This is a genomic window from Streptomyces sp. NPDC017979 (assembly GCF_044328175.1).
Classification (GTDB): domain Bacteria; phylum Actinomycetota; class Actinomycetes; order Streptomycetales; family Streptomycetaceae; genus Streptomyces.
In genome coordinates, this window is the sequence record NZ_JBIRGU010000004.1 from 212,831 (window position 1) to 233,099 (window position 20,269).

The window sequence follows — 20,269 nt, forward strand, 5'->3', positions numbered from 1 at the left end:
CCTTCCCCTCTTCTGGACTAGTCGCGGAACCTGAGCACGGTGGTGAACTCCTGCGCGCCGTCGACGAAACCGCTGCCGACGAGCGTGGTGGTGGGCTCCTTGCGGCCGAAGCCGGCCGAGTACCAGCCGAGCGGCGGTTCGGTCTCGCCGCGGTGCGCCCGCCAGTGGAGCTCTGCGGGGAGTTCGAGCACCGCGGAGCGCTCGTCGCCGTCGCAGCTCCAGGTCAGTACGGCCCGGTCGCCCGTCAGTTCGGCGGTGACCGCCGGCCCGAGGTGGAAAGCGAGGCGCGCGGCACGGCGCGGGCCGCCGCGCACCGCGTCGACGATCCTCAACTCGCGGCGTGCGGCCGTCAGTTCCACGCTGCGGCGGTGCACCGTGCTCCCGTAGCCGTCGTGCTCGGCGCTCCAGCGGGCCGTTTCCGCGTCGGGCGCGTCACACGTGCCGGATGCATCGGACGCGTCAGATGTGTCGCACGCGTCGGCGACCAGGACGCGACTGCGGGCGTGCCGGGTCCACAGGAAGGGGCCGCCGGAACCGGACTGGTCGGCGTCGTCCAGTTGGAGGGTGTTGTGGCCGAGCGTCGAGCGGAAGTACTGCCGCCACCGCGGCTCGCCGTGGTAGCAGTACGTCCCCGGGTCCGCGAGCACGTCCACCCCGTCGTGCCGGACCTCCACGGACAGCGCGTCCGCGTGGGCGTGTGCGGCGATGGACAGGAAGCCGTGCGGGCCGCCGTCACAGCGGCACCAGATCTCCTCGGGGCCGCGCAGGATGGTGAGCCCCGCGTCGGCGAAGTGGGCCGGCCTGCGGGCCGGTCGGATGGCGGTCGGCCGCGCGGGCCGGATGAGTGCGGCCAGCAGCGGGGTGCGCACGTCGGTGCCGGTCACGGCCGGCCACCAGGAGAGCCGGCCGAAGACGGCGTCCCCGGTGGCCAGCAGGGAACCCCAGCGGTCGGTGCCGGCGCCGTCGACGACCAGGCCGTGCCCGTCGTCCGCGTCGCCCTGGCGCGGCGGCCGTAATCGACCGTCGACGACGGCCGCGAGCGCGTCGGTCATCCGCAGCAGCACCAGTCGGACGGGGTCGGGGACGGGTACGCCCGCGGCGTCCGCCTCCGCGACCGCGGCCAGCCCGAGTTCCAGTACGAGTCCGTGGTACTCGCTGGCCAGTTCGCGGTTGAGGCCGGAGGCGAACGTGTTGCCGCGCAGGTGCCGCTCCAGCGACCGCAGCGCGTCGGCGCGCCACTGCGCGGAGGTGGGGAACCAGTCGAACGCGCAGGCCGCGGCGAGCTGCCCGGCCGCCTCGGCGATGACGTGGTTGTTCGCCGAGGACCCCCGGCTGGGGAAGGCGGCCAGCCAGCGCTGGTGGTGCCAGATCTGCTGCACCGCCACCGGGTCGTCCTCGAACAACCCGGCCGCGCCCGGCCAGCCGTCGAGCAGTCGACGGATCCACACCCACGCCAGCAGCCGGATGCCCAGCTCGATGCCGCTGGTCCAGTGCACTCCGCGCAGCGGCTCGTTCGTCGCCCACCAGGACCGCAGGTGCGCGGCGACCCGCTCGGCGTACGCCTCGTTCCCGGTGACCGCGTACGCGGCGGCCAGCACGGTGAGGTGGTGGTGGCGGGACAGCTCCCAGATCTGCTTGACGTCCCCGACCGCCTCCTCGTCCCGGTAGGGCACGTCGAAGGCGTAGCCGCCCGGCGCCCGGCGCCCGGTCTTGGGGTCGTACCACCAGTCCGGGTCCACCAGGTCGGCGCGGTCCACCCCGAAGTACGTGACGTGTCCCGCCATCAGCCGGTCCGCCTCGACGACCAGGCGCTTGGCGGCGTCCGGCGGCACCGATGCGAGCGTCCCGGCGGGCAGGGCGGCGGTGAACCGGGCGCCGGTCGGCGTCGGGGCGGCCGGCACCCCCGACCGCCAGCGCCGTCGGCGCACCGCGTCGCCCACCCGGCCGCCGACCTCCTGCGGCCCCATCCGGGACAGCCGCCGCAGGTACCAGCCCGCACTTCCCGATCGCACCGTCATCGCGTCGCCGCCAGCGTCACCGGTGCGCCACTGGCCAGGCTGCTCTGCACGGCGAGGGTGGCCGCCGTGGTGGCGACCAGCGACTCCAGCGGGACCGGCATCGGCCCACCGGTCCGCACGGCTTCGAGGAAGGCGTCCAACTCGGCGCGCTGGCCCTTGTCCCGGGCCTTGGGCAGCCGCGAGCTGACCCACCGCTTGCGGCCGTAGACGGACGCGCGGACGAAGTCGTCGAGCCGTAGCGCCCGGCCGTCGGCGACCAGGTCCAGGGTCTCCTTGGGGAAGCCGCTCGGGCCGGTGGTGACGTAGCTGATGGTGGCGGTGGACCCGCCCGGGTAGCGCAGCACGACCTGGAGGTCCTCGCCCCCGGGCGTGGCGAGCGCGTAGACCGAGACGGGGTCGGCCGCCAGCAGCCAGCTCGCGGTGTCGATGAAGTGGCCGCCCTCGCCCACGAACCGGGAGCCCTCGGTGGCCTGTTGGAGGTACCAGCTCCCGTGCCCGAGCCGGCCCGCGTTCACCAGGTAGCGCACGTTCGCCGGGCCGGTGCGGGGGCCGAACCGTGCGCCGGCCTCCCGCAGCAGCGGGGCGAACCGGCGGTTGAAGCCCACCTGCAACCGGTCGTTGCCGGACTCCTCGACGGCTGCGAGCACACCGGCCAGCCCGTCCTGGTCGAGCGCCAGCGGCTTCTCCACGAACACCGTCTTGCCGGCCAGCAGCGCCCGGCGGGTCAGCTCGGCGTGCGAGCTGTGCCGGGTGACCACGAACACCGCGTCGACGGAGGGGTCTTCCAGTACGGAGTCCAGCTCGCAGCTCGCCTCGGCGAAGCCGAACTTCTGCTTCGCGTTGGCCGCGGACAGCGCCGTCGTGGTGACGACCTTGGCCAGCTCCACGCCGTCGCGCCCGGTCAGGTGCGGCAGCAGCATCGACGTCGCGTAGTTGCCCGCGCCGACGAACGCCAGCCGCACCCGGCCCTTGGCGGGCCGGGCCGGGGCGGACGCCGCGGCGCTGCGCCGCACGGCGGGCACGGCCAGTTCCGGGGCCGTCGGCTCTTCCTGCGGCGCGTGGTCGGGGTAGCGGAACAGCACGGCCACGGCCTTCAGGTCGCCGTCCTTGAGGCTTCGGTACGTCTCCACGGCGTCGTCGAAGTCGGCGACGTGGGAGATCAGGGGCTCCACGTCGATCCGGTCGCGGGCCAGCAGATCGAGGAAGCACGCCAGGTTGCGGCGCTCGGTCCAGCGCACGTAGCCGATCGGATAGTCCCGGCCCGCGAGTTCGTACTCCGGGTCGTAGCGCCCGGGGCCGTAGCTGCGGGAGAACCGTACGTCCAGCTCCTTCTCGTAGTACGCGTTCCACGGCAGGTCCAGGCGGCACTTGCCGATGTCGACGACCCGGCCGCGGTCGCGGCTCAACTCGGCAGCCAGCTCCACGGGCTGGTTGCTGCCGCCGCCGGCTGCCAGGTACACCTGGTCCACGCCGTGCCCGCCGGTGAGTTCGGCGACGGCGTTCACCACGGCCGCGGAAGCGGGGTCGCCGCAGGCCGCGGCGCCCAGGCGCTCGGCCAGCTCGCAGCGGGCCGGGTCGGGGTCGACCCCGACGACGGTGGCGCCCGACGCGGTCAGCAGTTGCACCACCAGTTGGCCGATCAGCCCGAGGCCGATGACGAGCGCCACGTCGCCGAGTTGCGGTTCGCCCTGACGCACGCCCTGCATCGCGATCGAGCCGACGGTGCCGAAGGCCGCGTGCCGGGGCGCGAGGCCGTCCGGCACCCGGGCGTAGAGGTTCTTCGGCACCCAGTTCAGCTCGGCGTGCAGCGCGTGCTCGTTGCCGGCGCAGGCCACCAGGTCGCCGACGGCCACGTCCTCGATTCCGGCGCCGACCTCCTCGACCACCCCGCACAGCGAGTAGCCGAGCGGGGTGTAGGAGTCCAGCTTGCCCATCACCTTGCGGTAGGTGGCGGGCAGGCCGTTGGTGGCCACGCTCTGCATCACCTTGGCCACCTGGTCCGGCCGGGAGCGGGCCTTGCCCAGCATCGACATGCCGGCCTCGGAGACCTTCATCAGCTCGGTGCCGGTGGAGATCAGCGAGTAGCCGCTGCGCACCAGCACGCCGTCCGGCTTGCACCGCGGCACCGGTACGTCGAGCAGCGCCAATTCGCCGCTCTTGTAGTTCTGCACGACCTGCTTCACCCGAGCTCCTCTTGTTCCTACGCCGTCTGTCACTGCCGTCGAACCGTCTGCCGCGGGTCGTCAAGCCGCCTGGCTCCGGCCGGAGCCGGAGGTCGCGCTGCGGTACCAGTACTCAAGGGTCAGCACGTGCCACAGGTGCTTGGAGAAGTCCCGCCGTCCGGCGGCGTCCTCGGCGACGAGCCGTTGGAGCGCCTCCCGGCGCAGGAATCCGGACCGTACGAGCACTCCGTCGTGCACCACCTCGCGCACCAGCGGCGCCAGGTCCCGGCTCATCCAGGCCCGCAGCGGCGCGCTGAACAGGCCCTTGGGCCGGTACACGATCTCCCGCGGCAGGATCGAGGTGGCCGCCTCCTTGAGCACGGCCTTGCCCTGCCGTCCGACGATCTTGCGGTCGCCGGGGACCGCGAACGCCGCCTTGACGACTTCGACGTCCACGTACGGCACCCGCACCTCGGTCGACGCGGCCATGCTGGAGCGGTCCGTGTAGGCGAGGTTCAGGCCCGGCAGGAACATCCGCGCATCGCCCAGGCACATCCGGTTGACGTGGTCGTCGAGGTCGTTGTCCCGGTAGACGTCCGCGTGCTCGGTCAGCACGTCCTCCACCGTCTGGGCCAGGTCCGGATCGACCAGGTCGAGCAGTTCCGCCCGGTCGTACATGGTGTAGCTGCGACGGAACGCGGTCTCCTCCGGCAGTTCGGCGAAGGACAGGAACCGCTTCGCGAACCGCACCGACCGGTACCCCCGGCGCGAAGTGGCCACCGGCAGCCGGTCCACGGCCCGGTGCAGACCGCGCCGCAGGGGCCGCGGGACGCGCTGGTAGCGCAGGGCGAGCAGATTGGCCAGGTGCTTGCGGTACCCGGCGAACAGCTCGTCGGCCCCCATGCCCGAGAGCATCACCTTGACCCCGGCCTCCCGGGCGGCCGAGCAGATCAGGAAGGTGTTGATCGCGGCGGGGTCGCCGATCGGCTCGTCCAGGTGGTACGTCATCTGCGGCAGCAGGTCGAGCACCCGCGGGGCGATCTCGATCTCGTGCAGGTCGACGCCGAACTGCTCGGCCACCCGCCGGGCGTAGCGCAGGTCGTCGGGCATCGCCTCGAACTTGGCGTCCTCGGCGCGGAACCCGATGGTGTACGCGGAGATCCCGGGCCGGTCCCGGGCCGCCAGCGCGGTCAGATAGCTGGAGTCGAGCCCGCCGGAGAGGAACGTCGCCACGGGGACGTCGGAGAGCAGGTGCCGTCGGCTGGACTCCGCGACGACGGCGGCGACGTCCGGCACCTCGCCGCTGCGGGCCCGCTCCCGGGCCTCGCGGGCGACGTCCTTGAGGTTCCAGTACCGACCGCGCTCCACCCGGCCGTCGGGTCGGCACCGCAGCCAGCTCCCCGGCGGCAGCTTCTCCGCCTCGCGGAACGCACAACGCGAGTCCGGCACCCAGTAGTACAGCAGCGAGGCCACCAGGGCGGCGTGGTCGACCTGGAGGGTTCCGCCGGTGACGGCGGCGAGCGCCTTGAGTTCGGAGGCGAACACCAGGCCCGTGCCGCGCCGCAGCAGGAACAGCGGCTTGATGCCGAGTTGGTCGCGGGCGAGGACCAGTTCACCGGTCCGTTCGTCGAAGACCGCGAAGGCGAACATGCCGCGCAGCCGGGGCAGGCAGTCGGTGCCCCAGCGCCGCCACGCCTCCAGCAGCACTTCGGTGTCGGAGGTGCCGCGGAAGCGCACGCCGGCGCCGGCGAGTTCGGCCCGCAACTCGGGCGCGTTGTACAGCTCGCCGTTGTAGGTGAGGGCGAGGCCGCCCGAGACCATGGGCTGGGCGCCGGTCTCCGACAGGTCGATGATCGCCAACCGGCGGTGCCCGAGGTGCACGTCGCCGTCGGCGCCGTCGGCCACCGGGTGGCTGTAGCGGCCGGCCCCGTCCGGGCCGCGGTGGGCGAGGACGTCGGTGAGCCGGTCGGCCACGACCCGTCCGTCCGGCCATCGGTAAGTCCCTGCGATGCCACACATGTGCTACCGCGCCTCCTGGTCGCTGTCGGGGATGCTTGCGGCCGGCGTGGACTGCGGCTCCGGCCGCGGCCGGTCCGCTCCGTTGAGCCGGGCGGACGGCTCCGGCCGCCCGGCTCGGCGTCGCCGGGCGGACCGCTCGTGGTGGCCGCGCAGCGCGGTCCGCTGCCCGTCCCACAGCGTGCCGTCGGTGCGGTCGCGCGGGTCGGGGTCGATCAGCACCACGCCGATCACGGGGACGCGCTGGTCCGCGAGTTGGCGGGCCACGGTGTGCAGCCAGGCGGCGCTGCCGTGCCCGGCGCGTACGACGAGCACGGTCTGCCCGCCGAGGTACTGGAGGTCGGTCCAGGCCGTGCCGGGCGCCACCGAGCCGACGCCGAGCCGACGCGCGTCGTGCGGCACGGTCTCGACGGCGTCCCCGCTGATCACGGTCGGGCCGTCGGGCCGGGCGCGCAGGTGCGCCCCGGGCAGCCCGTCGACGATGACGACCGGGCCCTCCTCCGCCAGGGTCGCGGCCACGTCCAGGGCGATCGCGCTCGTGCTGCGGGCGCACCCCAGTTCCAGCAGCGACACCCCTTCGCCGGCGCCGCGCACGGCGCGGGCGAGGGTCACCTTGAGCCGTTCCCGTTCCGCCCGGGCCCGCTTGCGCCGCCACGGCCGGATCCACCGGGCCGGTGGGCGGCGCGCCTCCGCGATGACCGAGGCGCCCAGGTTCGCCGCGATCTCCCGGCGCAGCACGGGGCGGTCCGCCACCACGGTGCCGACCGCGGCCAGGACGAGTCCGACGACGAGCCCGAGTGCGGTGCCGATCGCAGCGTTGGTGACGACGGCCTTGGGCAGGGAGTGGTGCACGGCGCGCGGGCCGTCGACGATCTGGGTGCCGGCGACGAGCCGGGGCGTGCCGGTGCGTGCCTCCGCCGCGCGCTGGTCGAAGTCGGTGATCCGGGAGTTGAGTTCGGCGCGGCGGGCGAAGAGGGACTCGATGCTCGCCGACGCCTTCGCGTCGCTGTCCGGCGACCGGGCGCCGATGGCCTTGTTGACCTCGGCGAGCTCCGTGCGCATGCGGTCGCGCTGGTCGAGCAGGGCCTTGGCCTCGGCCTCGGCGGCTTCCCGCATCCGCCGTACGTGGTCGGCGACGAACGCGTCGGCCAGCGCCTTGGCCCGGGCGACGGCCTGGGCGTCGCTGTCGGCGCTCACGTCGATCTGGAGCAGGTTGTTGGTCAGGCCGGTGCCCCGGTACTCCTGCATGAAGTCTTCGGGTTTGTCCGGGGAGTTGAGGGTGCGCAGGGCTTCGGCGGCGATCCGGGTCGTCCCCAAGAGTGCGACGTCGGTACGGATCAGGGTTCCGGTGTCGTTCGGCTGGTCTTCCTGGTGGGCGACCAACACCTTGGTCACCGCGCTCGGCGGCGGCGGCAGCAGGACGGCGAGCGCCACGCCGGCCAGCAGCCCGAGGAGGGCCACGGCGCTCCACAGGCGACGGCGACGGCGCACCGCCACCACGAGCGCGTGCAGGTCCAGCAGCGGAGCGGCGGGCGCCGGCTCCGTGGTCGTGCTCGTCGTCACACCGGCTCCCCCGTCGCAGGGCCACGGGCCGCGAGCGCCGGGCCGGCGCCGTCCGGCGGGAGGTCGGCGGATTCGGCGGGAAGGGCTCGCACCGGGCCGGCGACGACGGCGCCGACGACCTCGTGGCCGCCGTCCGCGCACGCCTCGGCGATGCCGGCGAGTTCCCCCGCGGTCCAACTGCCCGCGCTGAGGACGACCAGGGCGCCGGGCTCGGTGTCGCGGTCCGGCACCATCGGCTGGGATACCGAGACCTCCACCGTCCGCAGCGCGGGGCCCGTGGGCTTCCTTTCGGCCTCGGTGACGAGCTGTTGCGCGGCCCGCCGGGCGATGTCGTCGCCGTCCGGCACGACCACCAACAGTTCCCGCGCGGACGGGTGTTGGTCGCGCAGGCGGGCGCACACCCGCTGGTAGCGGATTCGCCTGCTGGCCCGGTCGCCGGACGCGTGCGGTACGGCGACGTCCCACCGGACGTGGAGGCCCAGCAGCCGGCGCAGCCGGGCTCGCGGGCCACCGTCCTGCGGCTGCTGGACGCGCCGTTGCGCGGGCACGTCGACGGTGCCCAGCAGCGTCGAGCCCAGCGCCGCGGCGATCTCCGCTTCGGTGCGCAGTCGGCGGTCCGTCCGTGCGGCGGCGAGGTGGCCGACGACCGCGACGACGACGAACAGCAGCGCCCCCGCGGCGATGAGGTGCGTCCTCGTCGGCGGCGCTGCGCCGGTGGGCCGCTCGGCGGGACCCATGACGACCATGCCCGCCTTGGCGGTCGCCGCCTCGGCCTCGTCGAGCTTCTTCATCGCCTCCTCCAGCGCGGTCCGCAGCTTCTCCAGCGCGGTGCGGGCCTGCACGCCCTCCACGGTCCGGCCCGGGTCGGCCGCCTTGGCGAGGTCGGTGATGCGGCGGCTGGTCTCCAGCACCTGTTGCCGCAGCGCCTCGGGTCCGGTGGGCGCTTCGGGATCGGTGCCGGCGCCGGCGATCCGCGCGGCGAAGGCGACGAACTGCTGGGCGGACCGGTCGGCGAGCTGCTGTGCACGCGCCGGGGTTTCCGCCGTGCCGGAGATCTTGATGATGTTCCCGTCCGTGGTCTTGGCGCTCACTCGGTCCCGTAGCCGGTCGCCGCTGACGCCCCGCCAGCCGAGGGCTGCGGCCGTGCGGTCGACCACCGCCGAGCTGGTCGCGATCTCCACCTGGGTCAGCAGCTCGCGCTGCTCCCACTGCCCGGGCAGCAGGACCGACGCCGACGCGGTGTAGCGCGGGGGAAAGAGCACCGAGGTGCCGTAGCCGACGAGTGCGCCCAGGACGGCGAGGGCGGCGAGGAGCCGCCAGCGCCGACGGAGGATGAGCCCGATCGTGACCAGCCGTATGGTGTCATCGCTCAACGACGCGGCCACTTCGCTGTCCTGATCGGGCGGCCGCCCGCCGACACCGGAGCGCGGTCGCGGCAGGCGGCGGCGTAGCCGGCGAGGAGCGAGGCTTGGGAGTTCCGCCAGGCCAGCGGCCCGTTGATGCGCTCCTGGCCGATTTCGCCCATCCGGGCCCGCTTCTCCGGGTCGTCCAGCAGCATCGCGACGAGCTCGGCGAACGCGGCCTCGTCGTTGGCGGGCGCGTAGAGCGCAGCGTCACCGGCCGAGACCCGCGCCTCCTTCAGGTCGAAGGAGACGATGGGCCGTCCCATCGCCATGTACTCCAGGACCTTGTTCATCGTCGACACGTCGTTGAGCGGATTGCGCGGGTCGGGCGAGAGGCACACGTCGGCGGTGGAGAGGTAGCGCACCAGGTCGGCATCGGGGATGCGCCCGGTGAACTGCACCTGGTCGGCGAGCCCGAGCCGCTGCGACAGCTCCACCATCGCGTCGAAGGCGTCGCCGGAGCCGACGAACACCGCGTGCCAGTCGGTCCGTCCGATCTCGTCGCGCAGCTTCGCCAGCGCCCGCAGCGCGTAGTCGACGCCGTCCTGCGGACCCATCACTCCGAGGTAGCACAGCAGGTGCTGCTTGCCGTTCTTCAACTCGTCTTCCGGATCGACGGGTTGGAACCGGTCGGTCTGGGGTGCGCTGCGCACCACGAAGACGTCGTCGGGGTGCTGGCCGCCACGGCGCACGGCGACGTCCCGGTAGCTCTCGTTCGTGGCGAGCACGACGTCCGCGGCCCGGTACGTCATGCGTTCCAGCGCGCACACGGCGCGGTACAGCAGGTCCTTGCCCCGGTCGAACCGGGACAGGTACAGCTCGGGCACCAGGTCGTGCTGGTCGAAGACGAACCGGGCGCCGCGTCGCTTCAACCACAGCGCCGGCAGGAACAGCAGGTCGGGCGGGTTGCAGGCGTGCACCACGTCGACCGGGCCGACCTTGCGGGCCAGCCGGGCCGTGTGCCACAGCGCCGTGCCGTACTCCCGCAGGTAGCCGGCGGGCCCTCCGGTGGCGGCCCGCAGGGGGTAGCGGTGGATCCGCACCCCGTCGACGACCGCCTCCGCTTCCGTGTCCCGCTTGCGCCCGCGGGGGCAGATGACGTCCACCTGCCAGCCCGCGTCGCGCAGCGTCGTGCACTCCTGCCACACCCGTCGGTCGAAGGGCACCGACAGGTTCTCCACCAAGATGAGCGCGCGCCGGTTCGTCCGGTCGCCGCCGTCTGCGTCACCAAGCAAGGCCCATGTACCCCGGTTCGGTCCGGCGCACGTCGGCGTCGGGAAGGCGGACGAGATCGATCAGCACGGGGCCGTCGCCGTGCGGCAGTGCCGAGAGGACGGCGGGGTCCTTGGTGCCGACCAGGCACACCTCGGCGTGGTCGAGCACTTCGTCGACGGAGTCCGCGAGCAGGTGCGCGAGGTGCGGCAGGCGCGTCTCGATGTACTCGCGGTTCGCGCCGAGCAGCCGGGACAGGCTCACGTTGGCGTCGTAGATCTTCAGGTCGTACCCCTTGCCGAAGAGGCGTTCCGCCAACTCGACGAGGGGGCTTTCGCGGAGGTCGTCGGTGCCGGGTTTGAAGGAGAGGCCGAACAGGCCGGCCCGGCGCTTGCCGGTGCGCTCCACCATCTCCACCGCGCGTTGCAGGTGTGCGGAGTTGGAGGGCAGAACGTGGGAGAGGATCGGCACCGCGACGTCGGCGCGCTGGGCCGCGTGGACCAGGCTGCGCAAGTCCTTCGGCAGGCAGGAGCCGCCGAAGGCGAAGCCGGGCCGCAGGTAGGCGGGGCTGATGTTCAGCTTGCGGTCGGCCAGGAACACGTCCATCACCTGGTGCGAGTCGACGCCGAGCGCCTGGCACACCGCGCCCAACTCGTTGGCGAAGCCGACCTTGAGGCCGTGGAAGGCGTTGTCCGCGTACTTGATCGCCTCGGCGGTGGGGATCGGCACCCGGAACACCTCGCCGGGCAGTCCGTCGTACAGCGCCAGCACCGCGTCGCCGCTCTGGGTGTCGAGTTCGCCGACGACGGTCTTGGGCGGGTCGAAGAAGTCCCGCACGCTGGTGCCCTCGCGCAGGAACTCGGGGTTGACCGCGACGCCGAAGTCCACCCCGGCGGTGCCGCCGACGCTCTTCTCCAGGATCGGCACGAGGAGGTCGGTGCAGGTGCCCGGGAGCATGGTGCTGCGGAAGACGACGGTGTGCCAGCCGCCCCGTTCGGCCAGTGCGGCGCCGATCTGCTCGGTGACCCGCTCCAAGTAGCTGGTGCACAGGCTGCCGTTGGGCTCCGACGGGGTGCCCACGCAGATCAGCGACACCTCGCTGTTCACGATCGCCTCGCGGACGTCGCGAGTGGCCCGTAACGCTCCGGTGCGCACCACGTCGGCGGTGAGTTCACCGATCCGTTCTTCGACCACCGGGGCCTTGCCGTCGTTGACCAGGTCGACCTTCACCTGGTTGACGTCCACCCCGATGACTTCGTGCCCCGTGCTGGCCAGGCACGCGGCCGACACGCAGCCCACGTAGCCGAGCCCGAAAACGCTGACCTTCATGCCCCGTCCCTCCGACCGGGCAGACCCTCGCGGCCTGCCGTCCGCACCCCGGCCCGCCGATGCTCCCCGCGCATCAGTAGGCCCCCTGCCCGTAGACCACCGCACGCAGCGTCTTCCACAAGATCACCGTGTCCAGGGCGAGCGACCAGTCCTCCACGTACCGCAGGTCCAGCCGGACCGCTTCCTCCCACGGCAGGTCGCTGCGCCCGCTGATCTGCCAGAGGCCGGTGAGCCCGGGTTTGACCAGCAGCCGCCGTCGGATGTCCGGGCCGTACGCCGCGGACTCCTCAGGCAGCGGGGGCCGCGGGCCCACCAGCGACATCGATCCGCCGAGCACGTTGAAGAGCTGCGGGAGTTCGTCGATGGAGTACCGGCGCAGCACCGCGCCCACCCGGGTCACCCGGGGGTCCCGGCGGAGCTTGAACAGCAGTCCCGCGCCCTCGTTGCGGTCGGCCAGCGCGGCCCGCGCCCGGTCCGCCCCGGAGACCATGGTGCGGAACTTGAGGATGGTGAACTCGCGGCCGTCCTTGCCGACCCTGCGCTGCCGGTAGAACGCGCCGCCCCGGCTGTCCAGCGACACGAGCAGGCCCACCAGCACCATCAGCGGTGCGAAGAGCATCAGCAGGACCGCCGCGCCCATCCGGTCGACGACTTCCTTGACCGCCCGGCGGCCCCCGGTGAAGGTCGGCATGTTGACCCTCAGCAGCGGTATCCCGAGCACCGCGTCGACGTGCAGCCGCGGGCCGGCGACCTCCATCAGGACCGGGGCCACCACCATCTCGGCGTCGCTGCCTTCGAGGTTCCAGGCCAGCCGTTGCAGCCGGTCCGGTGACCAGTGCGGGTCCGGGGTGACCGCGACGACGCGGTAGCCGTCGCGGCGGACGTGGTCGGCGACGTCCGCGAGCCGGCCGACGACCGGCACTCCGTCCAGTCGGTCGCCGTCGGGCCCGAGGCCGTCGGTGGTGCACACCGCGTCCACCCGCCAGCCGAGGTGCGGGAACTTGCGGGCCCTGCCGATCAGATCACGTACGGTGGCCGGGCTGCCGGCCGCGAGCACCGGTCTTAGGCACCGCCCTTCCTTGCGCTGTTTGTGCAGCCACAGTCGCAGCAGATAGCGCCCGGTCATGGTGACCAGTGCGAGGGCGGGGATCGCGACGAAGATCCAGAGTTTGATGTTGCGCGAGGTGAGGGCGATTCCGCCGAGCGCCAGCACGACGGCCGCCGTGGACAGTGCCCGGCCGAGCCGACGGAACTCCTCGGCGCCCTGGCCGAGCACCGCCGGCGCCCACGCCCGGCTCACCGCGAGCGCTCCCAGCACCAGCAGTTCGGTGCCGAAGGCGAGGATTCCCCACTTCTCGTGCCAGTTGGCCGCGTCGCGGGCCCCGAATAAGTTGCCGATCGTGGCCACCACCAAGGCGGTGGCCACCGTGTCGCCGGCGATCACGGTACGGCGGTACCGCTCTTCCCAGTCGATCGCGCCCTGACTGATCGTCCCGTCCGCCAGCCTCCCGTGCGCCGACGTGAACGGGTTGACTAATCCCCCCTGCTCCACAGACCCCCCCAGGCCATCAGCGGTTCTCCGTGTTCGCCCGACACCGTTTCCTCCCCCTGGGAGGCCCCCGCCTCCCGCGCCGTGCTGTTGCTCCCCTCGGAAGGCCCCCGCCTTCCGCGCATGACGTGCCGGCTGTTCAGTGGTGCGCTACGAACTCACCCGGCGGCGGATCGCCCGTCCTGCCGGGTACTCAACGTGCACGAGGGACCTTCGCGGCCCCGGGCGCTCCCCGCACCCGAAGCCCCTTGCGGACCCGAGAATCGATCACCCCCACGGCGGCGCGGGGGACGCAACTGCTGGTCATCCGGAACGAGAGACCAATAGATCACCATTGTTCGCCTCGTGTCCGAACATCTGAAGCACGGTCAATCTAGACCATCGAGGCCGACATGGAGAGGGGATGTGTGGAATTCGTGTTCAAGCTTTGAAACTCGCCCCGCCACCCCGTGGTCGTCCGTGACCGTTCGACGGCGACGGCATCGGCCATGAGCTGCGAAGAAGCCCCTTCGACCACCCCTGCGCCGGCGTCCGTTCGAGCACACCGCGCCCGCACACGGACGCACGATCGTCACATCTCGGCGTCGAGTTGTACGTGTTCGACCCCCTCGTCCAGGAAGTCGACCAGGGCCCGGGCTTCGGCGTGGACGGCCTCCCGCTCCGGGCCGGTGAGGGGGCGCAGCGGGCTGATGCGGAGTCGGCGGTCGCGCACGGACCAGGTGGCGGTGGTGCGTCCGTCGACGAGGACCATCCGGTGGCCCTCGACGGACAGGCCGAGGTGCGGCGCGTCGATGATCCGGCTGCGGTCGTGGTAGCCGAGGACGGCGTTGTCGAAGGCCGGCAGGAACCGGACCGGGGCAGGGGTGTCGGGGTCCGGGCGCGGTGCGTCGGGCAGGTCGAGCAGTTCCCGTCCGCGTTCGTCGCGGAAGACGACGAGTTCTTCACGGACGGCCTTGACGGCGGCGGGCAGACCGGCGAGGCCGCACCAGGCGCGGAGGTCGGCGCTGGCGGCGGGCCCGTAGGCGGCGAGGTAGCGGCGCAGCAGTTGCTGCCCGACGGGGTCCCCCTCCTCGGCGGGCAGGGGGTCGACGTCTCGTGCCAGCCAGGTCGTCAGCGGCAGGTTGCGCACGCCGGCCTTCTGTTGCCACAGGCCGCGGGGCGGGAGTTGGGCCATGGGGACGAGGCCGGCCACGAGCAGTTCGCCCAGCGCCCGGCGCGGCGGTCCGGGCCAGCGGTCTTCGAGGGCCCGTACGAGTTCGGCCATGGTGCGGGGCCGGCCGTCGGCGAGGATCGCGCGGCCGGCTGCGGCGACCTCGTCCAGGTCGACGTCGGCCAGTTCGCGTCGGTAGGTGCCCAGCACCCGCTGGCGCAGCATGGCGTCGTGGCGGGCGCGCCACGCGAGCGCGTCGTCTGCGGTGACGAGGTGCACGGTGCGGCGCATGAGGTGGGTGCGCACCACGGTGCGGCCGGTCAGCGCGGCGTCCAACTGTCCGGGCGCGAAGCCGGCCAGCCGGGACCAGAGTCCGATGAACGGCTCCTGCGGTTCCTGCGCCTGGAGTCCGCACAGGTGGGCCACCGCGGCGGGCACCGACTGGGCGCTGCGGTGGAGCAGGTGTTGGCGGGCGAGGGTGGCGCGGTTGAGGGCGCGGCTGTCGAGAACGGTCGTCGGCACGGCGGCCCGGTCTCCTTCGGTTGCGGTACGGATACGGGTACGGCTGCTGTTCGGGTGCGGCGCCGGCGCCGGCCGGGCCGCCCCGGGTGCCGGGGCGGCCCGGCCGGGCGCGGACGCCATCGGCCCTTCGGCCGGTTTCAGCCGTTGTACGGGGCGGTGACGTCCAGGACCCAGGTGACGCCGAAGCGGTCGGTCAGCATGCCGTACAGCGGCGCCCACGGCGCGGGCTCCAGCGGACGCACGACGGTCGACCCCTCGCCGAGCCTGCCCCACAGGGCGCTGATCTCCTCGGCGTCGTCGCCGCGCACGGAGACGAAGAACGGGTTCTCGCCCTGGTTCCAGGGCAGGTGGGAGGGCACGTCGTAGGCCATGACGTGGAAGCCGTCGGCGCCGGCCACCTCGCCCCACATCACCCAGTCCGCCTCGCCCTCGTGCTGGACCGCGCCCGCGTCCCGGTAGCTGACCGCGACGGTGCGTCCGCCGAAGACGGATTGGTAGAAGTCGAGCGCGGCACGGGCGGCGCCCCGGAAGTTCAGATGGGTGGTGGTCGTGACGGACACGTTCCACTCCTTGCGTCGTTGGCTTGAATGCACCGCGGCCCGTGGGGCCGAAGCGGCGTCGGCCGGCCCGGACGGCCCGGGCGGCTCGTTCGCCACCGTCGCACGGGCAGAGGACAGGTTCTGTCCTGTACTGCGGGGAGACTGGAGTCATGCAGAAGACGTCCGCACGGCTGCTCACCCTCCTGTCCCTGCTCCAGGCGGGCCGCGGCTGGTCCGGCGGGGAGCTGGCCGACCGCCTGGGGGTGACCGTGCGCACCGTGCGCCGGGACGTGGACCGGCTGCGCGAACTGGGCTATCTGATCACCACGGTCAAGGGGCCGGCGGGCGGTTACCTCTTGGAGGCCGGCCGTCGCATGCCGCCCCTGCTGTTCGACGACGAGCAGGCCGTCGCCCTGGCCGTGGCCCTCCAGACCGTGGCCACCGGCACCGCGGTGGCCGACGACGCGGCCCGCGCCCTGGCCACCCTGCGCCAGGTCATGCCGCCGCGGCTGCGCGACCGCATGGAGCTGCTGCGCATCACGGCGGTCCGGCCGCCCGCGGGCTACGACGCGCGTCAGGGCGACGGCGACGTCGACGCACGGGTCCTGCTGGACCTCAGCCGCGCCGTCCGCGGTCACGAGGAGCTGCGCTTCTCCTACGCCAGGGGCCCCGGCTACTCAAGGGCCCCGGACGCCGCGGCCACCGGCCCCGCGACTTCCGAGTCCACTGCATCCGGGCCCACCACCGTGCCGCCCACGGCTGAATCCCGTCGGGTCGAGCCCCACCACCTGGTTGCCTGGCGCCACCGCTGGTACTTGGTGGCCTGGGACCTCGACCGCGCGGACTGGCGCACCTTCCGCGTCGACCGCATCCGCCCGCGCACCCCCACCGGCCCCCGCTTCACCCCGCGCCCGCTGCCGGGCGGCAGCGTCTCCGCCTTCGTCACCGGCAGGTTCCGCGGCAGCGGCGAGACCGACGGCGGCGACGGCCGCGGAGCCGCCACCGACTGGCCGTGCCGGGGCGAGGTGGTCCTCCACCTCCCGGCCGCCTCGGTCGCGCCCTTCGCCGAGGACGGAGTCGTCGTAGAACTCGGCCCGGACCGCTGCCGGCTCACCCTCGGCTCCTGGTCGTGGACCGCACTCGCCGCCGCCTTCGGTCGCTTCGACGCGGACATCGACGTCATCGGCCCGCCGGAGCTGGCCGCCGCCTTCGCCGCCCTCGCCGCGCGCTACGCCCGCGCGGCGGCACCGCGCCGGCCCTGATCAGCGGGATCGGACCTGATCGGGGGAATGGCCCAGATAGGGGGAAAGGCCCCGATCAGAGGGAGTGGAGCAGGGCGAGGGTCTGTTGGAGCTCGTTCCGCAGCGCCCGTCCGGCCGCCTCGGGATCCCCCTGTTCGACGGCGCTGACCAGGTCGGCGTGGCCCGCGTCGCCGTGATTCGCGTCGGCGGAGCGCAGGCCGAGCAGTTCGACCAGATCGAGCAGCCGTCGCTCCAGCACCGGGACGAACTCGGCGAACAGGCCGGTGAGCACCGGATTGTGGGCCGCGTCGACCACGGCCCGATGGAGGGCGATGTCGGCCGCGACGAACGCGGCGTCGCCGTCGTTGGCGGCGTCGCGGCGCCGGGCGAGGGCCCCGTGGAGCGCGGTGACGTCCTCCTCGGTCCGGCGTTGCGCGGCCAATTGCGCCGCCTCCACCTCGACGAGCAGCCGCACTTCGTAGACGTCGGTGATGGCGGCCCGGCGGAGCTGGGTGGACCAGTCCTCCTTGGGCTTGGTCGCGATGACGAAGACTCCGGACCCCTGGCGGGCCTGCACCAGCCCGGCGCCCGCCAGTGCGCGCAGGGCCTCGCGGACGGTGGAGCGCCCCACGCCGAGCGACTTGGCGAGGGTGGTCTCACCGGGGAGCTTCGTCCCCACGGCCCACTCGCCGCCGGTGATCTGGTCGCGCAGGTGCTCCGTGGCCTGCTCGACCAAGGGGGACGGCCGCAAGGCGCCGAGTGACATACGGGGTTCACCCTTCCTGAATTCCTCAGGTTGTCTGAGGACCTGAGGTGTGGCTACTGTACCTCGCATGCTGGTGCACGAGTTCCTTCTCCTCGGCTGCCGCTGCGGGGCCCTGCACGACCGGCACCCCGCAGCGGGGGACTGGGCCGAGCCGGTCGCACGATGGCAGACCGAAGGAAGTTCCGCACATCATGGCAGCCCCCTCCCGACGCACCGCGTTCCCCACCCCGTCCGCCCCCGCCGGTGACGTACCGGCCGACGCACCGCACTGGAACCCGCAACGCCCCAGCGCGATGCCGCACCACCGCTACCGGCCCGCGCACCACCGGGTCGCGGTGCCCCTGACCGACCGCACCTGGCCCTCCCGACAGATCGAGCGCGCCCCGCTGTGGGTGCCGGTCGACCTGCGCGACGGCAACCAGGCGCTGGCCGAACCGATGGACACCGCACGCAAGCGCCGGATGTTCGACCTCCTGGTCACCATGGGCTTCAAGGAGATCGAAGTCGGCTACCCGTCCGCCAGCCAGACCGACTTCGACTTCGTGCGGCACCTCGCCACCGGCGACGCCGTCCCGGACGACGTGACCGTCTCCGTGTTCACCCCGGCCCGCCGGGACCTGATCGACCGGACCTTCGACGCCGTCGTAGGGCTCCCCCGCGTCCTCGTCCACCTCTACACCGCGACCGCGCCCACCTGGCGGAACGTCGTCCTGGGCCGCTCCCGCACCGAGGTCCACCGGCTGATCGTGGACGCCGCCGGCCAACTGGTGCGCAGGGCGGAGGAGCGACCGGACGCTCAGATCCGGTTCGAGTTCTCCCCGGAGGTCTTCAACCTCACGGAACCGGACTTCGTCCTGGAGGTCTGCAACGGCCTGACCGAACTGTGGGAGGCGAGCCCGGACCGTCCGGTGGTCCACAACCTGCCCGCCACCGTCGAGATCGCCACCCCCAACGTCTACGCGGACCAGATCGAGTACATGGACCGCCATCTGACGCGCCGCGGTTCCGTGATCCTCTCCGTCCACCCGCACAACGACCGCGGCACCGGCGTCGCCTGCGCCGAACTCGCCGTACTCGCGGGGGCGCAGCGCATCGAGGGCTGCCTGTTCGGCAACGGCGAGCGCACCGGGAACGTGGACCTGGTGACCCTGGCCCTCAACCTGTACGCGCAGGGCGTGAACCCGATGGTCGACTTCTCCGACATCGACGCGGTCCGCGAAGTGGTGGAGCACTGCAACCGGCTACCGGTCCACCCCCGCCACCCCTACGGCGGCGACCTGGTGCACACCGCGTTCTCCGGCACCCACCAGGACGCCATCGCCAAGGGCCTGGCCCACCACGCGCGGCAGGCCGCCGAGCGGGGCGTCGCACCGGAGGACGCGCCCTGGGAGGTGCCGTACCTGCCCATCGATCCGGGCGACGTCGGCCGGACGTACGAGGAGGTCATCCGCATCAACTCGCAGTCCGGCAAGGGCGGCATCGCCCACCTCCTGCGCCTCCACCACGGCCTGGACCTGCCCCGTTCGCTGCGCCCCGACTTCTCCCGCACGGTGCAGCGCGTCACCGACTCCACCGGTCGGGAGCTGGGCCACAAGGAGTTGTACGAGCTCTTCCACACCGCCTACATCGCCCCGGCCCTGGACGGCCCCGTCCTCCTGGAGTCATGGCGCGCCACCGAGCCGGCCCCCGGCGAGCACCGGTTCGTCGGCACCCTGCGCACCGACGGCGTGGAGCGCTCCTGCCGCGGCACCGGCAACGGACCGCTGTCCGCCCTCACCGATGCACTGGGCACCACGGGCGTGACCGTCGACATCCTCGGCTACGCCGAACACGCCACCGGCACCGGCCCGGACAGCCCCGCCGTCGCCTACGTCGAGTGCCGGGTGGACGGAGTGACCCTCTGGGGCGCCGGCTGGCACACCTCCGTGCTGACCGCCTCGGTCCACGCGGTCATGGCCGCCGTCAACCGCCGTGCGCAGGGCGCCTCATGACCACGGCACCCGTGCTCCAGGCGCAGGACGTGGCGGTCGTCCGCGACGGCAGCACGATCCTCAGCGAGGTGTCCTTGACCGTGCGGACCGGTGAGCACTGGGCGCTGCTCGGCCCCAACGGCGCCGGCAAGACCACCCTGCTCGCCCTGCTCGGGGCGCTCGTCCACCCCACTCGCGGCACGGTCGAGGTGCTGGGCCACCGGCTGGGCCGGGTCGACCTGCGGCAGCTGCGCTCCTGCGTCGGGCACGTCAATCCGCGACACGACCTGCGCTCGGCCCGCACGGTCCACGACGTGGTGCTGACCGGCGTGACCAACACCCTGGAACCCGTCCCCCGCTGGGCCCCGACCCCCGAACAGGTCGCCCTCGCCGACCGTCTCATCGACCTGCTCGGCCTCGGCCACCGCCGCGAGGCCCGATGGCCGGCCCTGTCCCAGGGCGAGCGGGGTCGCACCCTGATCGCCCGGGCGCTGATGCCCAGTCCACGGCTGCTGTTGCTGGACGAACCCGCGACCGGTCTCGACGTCGCCGGCCGCGAGCAGCTCGTCGAACGGCTCGACACCTTGCAGCACACCCACCCGGACCTGGCATCGGTCCTCGTCACCCACCATCTGGAGGAACTCCCCCCGGGCACGACCCATGTCCTGCTGCTGCGCGACGGCCGCGCCCTGGCCTCCGGTCCCGTCGACGAGGTCCTGACCAGCGACCAGATCAGCAAGTGCTTCGATCACCCGGTCCGACTCACCCGCACCGAAGGCCGCTGGGCCGTGACCGCGCATCCCGCGCCCCGATCGCGGCTCCGCTGAGG

14 protein-coding genes are annotated in these 20,269 nt (G+C 73.0%); 3 read left to right on the top strand and 11 right to left on the bottom strand.

Annotated features, from left to right (window positions below; genetic code table 11):
• Positions 1–17: 17 nt before the first annotated feature.
• The 10 genes from ACH4E8_RS13865 to ACH4E8_RS13910 form a co-directional block, all read right to left on the bottom strand.
• Positions 18–2,018: an alginate lyase family protein gene (locus tag ACH4E8_RS13865; RefSeq protein ID WP_398447654.1), complete on the bottom strand. Its 2,001-nt coding sequence runs from the start codon at positions 2,016–2,018 to the stop codon at positions 18–20.
• Positions 2,015–4,201 (bottom strand): bi-domain-containing oxidoreductase, encoded by a 2,187-nt coding sequence (locus tag ACH4E8_RS13870; protein WP_398447656.1) that lies wholly within the window; start codon positions 4,199–4,201, stop codon positions 2,015–2,017. The genes ACH4E8_RS13865 and ACH4E8_RS13870 overlap by 4 nt, the downstream gene beginning before the upstream one ends.
• Positions 4,202–4,261: 60 nt before the next feature.
• Positions 4,262–6,199: an asparagine synthase (glutamine-hydrolyzing) gene (gene asnB, locus ACH4E8_RS13875; RefSeq protein WP_398447658.1), complete on the bottom strand. Its 1,938-nt coding sequence runs from the start codon at positions 6,197–6,199 to the stop codon at positions 4,262–4,264.
• A gap of 3 nt (positions 6,200–6,202) precedes the next feature.
• Positions 6,203–7,759, bottom strand: coding sequence for a Wzz/FepE/Etk N-terminal domain-containing protein (locus ACH4E8_RS13880; protein WP_398447660.1), 1,557 nt, complete (start codon positions 7,757–7,759; stop codon positions 6,203–6,205).
• Positions 7,756–9,132, bottom strand: coding sequence for a Wzz/FepE/Etk N-terminal domain-containing protein (locus tag ACH4E8_RS13885; protein ID WP_398447662.1), 1,377 nt, complete (start codon positions 9,130–9,132; stop codon positions 7,756–7,758). The genes ACH4E8_RS13880 and ACH4E8_RS13885 overlap by 4 nt, the downstream gene beginning before the upstream one ends.
• Positions 9,129–10,397 carry a glycosyltransferase family 4 protein gene (locus tag ACH4E8_RS13890; protein ID WP_398447664.1) on the bottom strand — a complete coding sequence of 423 codons (1,269 nt, stop codon included), beginning with the start codon at positions 10,395–10,397 and terminating at the stop codon, positions 9,129–9,131. The genes ACH4E8_RS13885 and ACH4E8_RS13890 overlap by 4 nt, the downstream gene beginning before the upstream one ends.
• Complete coding sequence (locus ACH4E8_RS13895) at positions 10,387–11,703, bottom strand: nucleotide sugar dehydrogenase (RefSeq protein WP_398447666.1); 1,317 nt, start codon at positions 11,701–11,703, stop codon at positions 10,387–10,389. The genes ACH4E8_RS13890 and ACH4E8_RS13895 overlap by 11 nt, the downstream gene beginning before the upstream one ends.
• 73 nt (positions 11,704–11,776) lie before the next feature.
• Positions 11,777–13,255, bottom strand: coding sequence for a sugar transferase (locus tag ACH4E8_RS13900; RefSeq protein ID WP_398447668.1), 1,479 nt, complete (start codon positions 13,253–13,255; stop codon positions 11,777–11,779).
• A 568-nt stretch (positions 13,256–13,823) separates the two neighbouring features.
• Positions 13,824–14,924 carry a winged helix DNA-binding domain-containing protein gene (locus tag ACH4E8_RS13905; RefSeq protein WP_398447670.1) on the bottom strand — a complete coding sequence of 367 codons (1,101 nt, stop codon included), beginning with the start codon at positions 14,922–14,924 and terminating at the stop codon, positions 13,824–13,826.
• A 137-nt stretch (positions 14,925–15,061) separates the two neighbouring features.
• On the bottom strand, positions 15,062–15,484 hold the full coding sequence (locus tag ACH4E8_RS13910; RefSeq protein WP_398447672.1) for a VOC family protein: 423 nt from the start codon (positions 15,482–15,484) through the stop codon (positions 15,062–15,064).
• Positions 15,485–15,633: 149 nt separating this feature from the next.
• On the opposite strand from ACH4E8_RS13910, the gene ACH4E8_RS13915 reads away from it, so the two are divergent.
• The gene (locus ACH4E8_RS13915) at positions 15,634–16,725 is read left to right on the top strand and encodes a helix-turn-helix transcriptional regulator (RefSeq protein ID WP_398447674.1); all 1,092 of its coding nucleotides are present in this window, start codon (positions 15,634–15,636) and stop codon (positions 16,723–16,725) included.
• A gap of 55 nt (positions 16,726–16,780) precedes the next feature.
• On the opposite strand, the gene ACH4E8_RS13920 is transcribed toward ACH4E8_RS13915, so the two are convergent.
• Positions 16,781–17,470, bottom strand: coding sequence for a FadR/GntR family transcriptional regulator (locus tag ACH4E8_RS13920; protein WP_398447676.1), 690 nt, complete (start codon positions 17,468–17,470; stop codon positions 16,781–16,783).
• 191 nt (positions 17,471–17,661) lie between these two features.
• Here ACH4E8_RS13920 and leuA point away from each other — a divergent pair, with 191 nt between their 5' ends.
• Positions 17,662–19,461 (top strand): 2-isopropylmalate synthase, encoded by a 1,800-nt coding sequence (gene leuA, locus ACH4E8_RS13925; RefSeq protein WP_398447678.1) that lies wholly within the window; start codon positions 17,662–17,664, stop codon positions 19,459–19,461.
• The gene (locus ACH4E8_RS13930) at positions 19,458–20,267 is read left to right on the top strand and encodes an ABC transporter ATP-binding protein (RefSeq protein ID WP_398447680.1); all 810 of its coding nucleotides are present in this window, start codon (positions 19,458–19,460) and stop codon (positions 20,265–20,267) included. Before leuA ends, ACH4E8_RS13930 begins: the two co-directional genes overlap by 4 nt.
• Positions 20,268–20,269: the final 2 nt, after the last annotated feature.